Origin of the sequence: uncultured Brachyspira sp., assembly GCF_910578695.1 — a bacterium.
In the GTDB taxonomy this organism is placed as follows: Bacteria; Spirochaetota; Brachyspiria; order Brachyspirales; family Brachyspiraceae; genus Brachyspira.
The window spans coordinates 1-3,813 of sequence record NZ_CAJTQJ010000071.1; the positions used below are offsets into that span (position 1 = coordinate 1).

The following is a 3,813-nucleotide window of genomic DNA, read 5'->3' on the forward strand; positions in this document are numbered from 1 at the left end:
TGACATTCACAGAATGGCAGAGTATCAAAGCTCATAATTTTTATTAGCAATAATATAAAGTTTATCGCTAGCAACAATAAAACAATTTTTATTAATAATAATAAAATATTTATGCATAAAGTTTTTATTAATTCTTATAATTAAAACCGCATTATTAATACTATACAGCTAATAATAAAGACTTATTTTTCATAAAATTAATTATACAAAAAAAGTAAAAATAAAGAATTATAAGTTGACTTTAAATAGTAATAGTATACTATATATTGATAATGATATTATTTATGAGATACTAAAATGTTATGCATAAAAAAATATGTTATTAAAATTGTATTGACAATAGCTTTTTTATTATATTCATTTACTTCTGTATTATTTGCCGAAATAGATTTTAATTTTATTGTACCATTTGGATATAACTACACTTTTTCTGATATGAAAATAACATCTCAAGCAAGCTATGTTTCATTAATCACTTCAAAAGACAGCAGTTATTATGAAGCAGGAGTGCAGTCTCAAATAGGATATAATTTCCATATAAAAAACAGCATTTTTAAAAGCATAAGCGTAATGGCTGAAGTGGGATATCAATTATCCCCGATGTCAACATCATATTACAATAACGGCTATATTACAAATAATGTACTATTTCATACTTTACATATAGGATTAATTCAAAAGTTTTATGTACTTGATAATTTATCATTAGGTATAGGAGGCGGAATAAGAATACCTTTCTCTGCTGATATTATAAAAAATGATGAAAATAAGGCAATCGTACCTCCGTTTCCAATTAATGACGGAAAGTATGATTATAATTATATAAAATCTTTATTTGACAGCAGAGTTATTCCTTATATAAAACTTACTTTGGATTCATATATATTCTTTAATGATTTTACAGCATTATTAATAGGTTTTTATTTTACATATAATATGGATATGAAATTTAATACAGATAAATTAAATTCTTATTTTCCTCAGGAAAATTATCATAGCTATTCATATTCATCTGTTAGTTTTGGGATTAATATCGGCTTATCTATAGGAAGAAAAGGAAGCAATAAAATAAAAAGAATTGAATAATTATTTTAAGGTTATTATTTTATGAAAAAATATTCAAAATACATTATACTTATTTTTACTTTTTATAATAGTGTTTTTGCAGGAATAGACTTTTCTTTATTCGTACCATTTGGTATGAATTTATCCGCTTTAGAAAAAAGTATTGATAATCGTCAGCCATATTTGAAAAATGTATATGAATATATGTTTTATAGTACCGGCATTCTTTCTGAAATAGGCTATAACTTCAAATTGAATAATAAATATATTAATAGCATAAGTATATTAGGCACTATAGGTTATACAGCTTATTCTCTTCCTATTGAATATAGTATGTATACTTCTGAAATAGGTACTTTCTATGAAGTTACATTTCTTCATACTTTAACTACAGGAGTTTCAATAAAAATGGTTAATCATTTAACTGATTATAATTTTTCATATTCTGTAGGTATAGGCGGCGGTGTAAAAACACCTTTCTCAGGTGATATTATAAGTCAGCTGGCGACTGTAAATGAATCATTTTTAACTGGAAAAGAATATTATGATTTCAGCGATATAAAAAAAGTTTTTAAAAATGCTGTTATACCGTATATAAAATTTGATGTTAATTTATATTATCATATTAGTAAAAATATATCATTTATGGCAGGGGTTTATATAAATTATAATTTTGCTTTAAAATACAATACTGATTATATAAATAATTATTTAATAGAAAATATAGGTTCTAAAATGTTTAATAAATTAGAAGTTTCTAGTTTATCTGCAGGCATATCTTTAGGTTTTGCCATAAGAGATAATGGGTATTAATTATGAGAATTACAAAAATTATTATTATAATGCTGATTATAAAAAGTTTAAGTATATTTGCTGCTGATTTTATAGATTTTAATTTATCTGTTTCTATGGGCGGAAACTATAATTTTTTTGACGGCTCTATTGGCGACAGTGTCATATCAGCACCTAATCTTATGATACCAATTTCATCATTAAAATCAGGGCTTTCATTTGAAATGGGAGTTTTAGCACAGATTGGATATAATTTTAAATTGGATAATACAGTTTTAAAAACTACAAGCACTATGATTGATTTTGGTTATTATATGTATCCTATGGCTATTAATTATAATAAATATATTTACGGAGATGCTGAAATAAACTCTAAAATAACATTTCATAGTATAAATATAGGCGGTATTCAGAAATTTTATTTAGGAAATAATTTTGCTATAGGTTTGGGCGGAGGAGTAAAAATACCTATATCATATATCTTTGATGATGATTATTCTAAAAATAATAATCCTATACCTCAAAAAGAATCTGGAAACCGCAAATACATAAAAGAACTTTATGACAGCAAAGTAATACCTTATATAAAACTGACATTGGAAAGTTTTTTCTTTGTACATAATAATATAGCATTTAATATAGGACTATATATATCCTATAATATAGGTATGAATTATAATATATATAAATTAAATGATGAAATTTCAAAGCAAAATAATACATCATATACAGAATATTATAATAAACTTAACTCTTCATCTTTGGGAATAGGCATTATATTGGGGGCTTCTTTCGGAAGGGTTAATCCTAAACTTCAAAATTAAAAAATGGATAAATAAAAATGAAAAGAGTTTTTTTATATATTTTATTGTTTGCCTTATATTTTTTCAATAATAATAAACTTTTTGCAGCAGCAGAATTTGATTTATATATTCCATTTGGTATGAGTGCCACATATATTGACAGCAGTGTAAAAAATGATTATGCTGTAGAAAAATCATTTAAAGAATTCTATAACGGACTGTCTGCAGAAATGGGAGTTTTATTTAGAGGCGGATATAATTTTGAACTTAGAAATCCTATAATAGAAAGCGTAAGCTTAATGCTTGATGCAGGCTATTATATGTCTCCTGTATCAATATTATATGTAAACACTATTATGGGTAAAACTTCAGAAACAACTTTGCTTCATACATTAAATACAGGTATTGCATTAAAAATATATTTTTATTCAGCTGCAATAAATCTTTACTACTCTCTTACATTGGCAGGAGGCGTAAAAACTCCCTTTGGAGGAAATGTTTTAAGCAGCAGTGCGATGACAGATCAATCTATATTATACGGATTATACGGAAAAGATGAATACGGATATAGAGATATAAAAAATTTATTCAAAACTCCTGTTATGGGATATTTGAAATATAATCTTGATTTTTATTATATACTTACAGAAAAAGTATCCATTATGTACGGTATTTATGTTTCTTATGATTTTGGAATGAAATATAATACAGAATATCTTAACAGAAGCAAGCATTTAGAATATTATGCAGATAGTACTGGCACACAAGCTCCGATATTTGGTTCTATGAGTTATAATAATTTAAGCGTAGGCATTTCATTCGGGCTTTCTTTTGGCAAAAATCATATCAAGGCAAAATACGGCATTAATAATTAATTTTATAATATTTTATATTTTTTAATAATTATTAGCTTCTAGTTTATTTTTATTATAGCCAGTGAATTTGATATATGCTTATAATTTTTTATTATAGTTTATTTATTTCTTATTTATATTCATAAAAAACTTGTTCATCGCTCACCAATATCTGCATTATCCCTACCATTCTTACGAATGTCAGACGCTCATAATTTTTATATTTCTTTTATTATTGCTAGCTATAAACTCGCTTAATAATAGCTGACAACTTCCTTATGTCAGTTGCCAGCTGCTCG

General features: G+C 25.3%; 4 protein-coding genes. All 4 read left to right on the forward strand.

Translation table 11 applies throughout. The features are described from left to right. Positions 1-297: 297 nt before the first annotated feature. From QZ288_RS11625 to QZ288_RS11640, 4 genes are read left to right on the forward strand one after another with little or no spacing between them, the layout of a single operon-like run. Positions 298-1,086, forward strand: a complete 789-nt coding sequence (locus QZ288_RS11625; RefSeq protein ID WP_295159041.1) for a hypothetical protein — start codon at positions 298-300, stop codon at positions 1,084-1,086. 21 nt (positions 1,087-1,107) lie between these two features. After that, positions 1,108-1,878 carry a hypothetical protein gene (locus QZ288_RS11630; RefSeq protein WP_295159042.1) on the forward strand — a complete coding sequence of 257 codons (771 nt, stop codon included), beginning with the start codon at positions 1,108-1,110 and terminating at the stop codon, positions 1,876-1,878. Positions 1,879-1,880: 2 nt separating this feature from the next. Beyond that, positions 1,881-2,681: a hypothetical protein gene (locus tag QZ288_RS11635; RefSeq protein ID WP_295159043.1), complete on the forward strand. Its 801-nt coding sequence runs from the start codon at positions 1,881-1,883 to the stop codon at positions 2,679-2,681. Between the two features lie 17 nt (positions 2,682-2,698). Further along, on the forward strand, positions 2,699-3,535 hold the full coding sequence (locus tag QZ288_RS11640; RefSeq protein WP_295159045.1) for a hypothetical protein: 837 nt from the start codon (positions 2,699-2,701) through the stop codon (positions 3,533-3,535). Positions 3,536-3,813 lie beyond the last annotated feature (278 nt).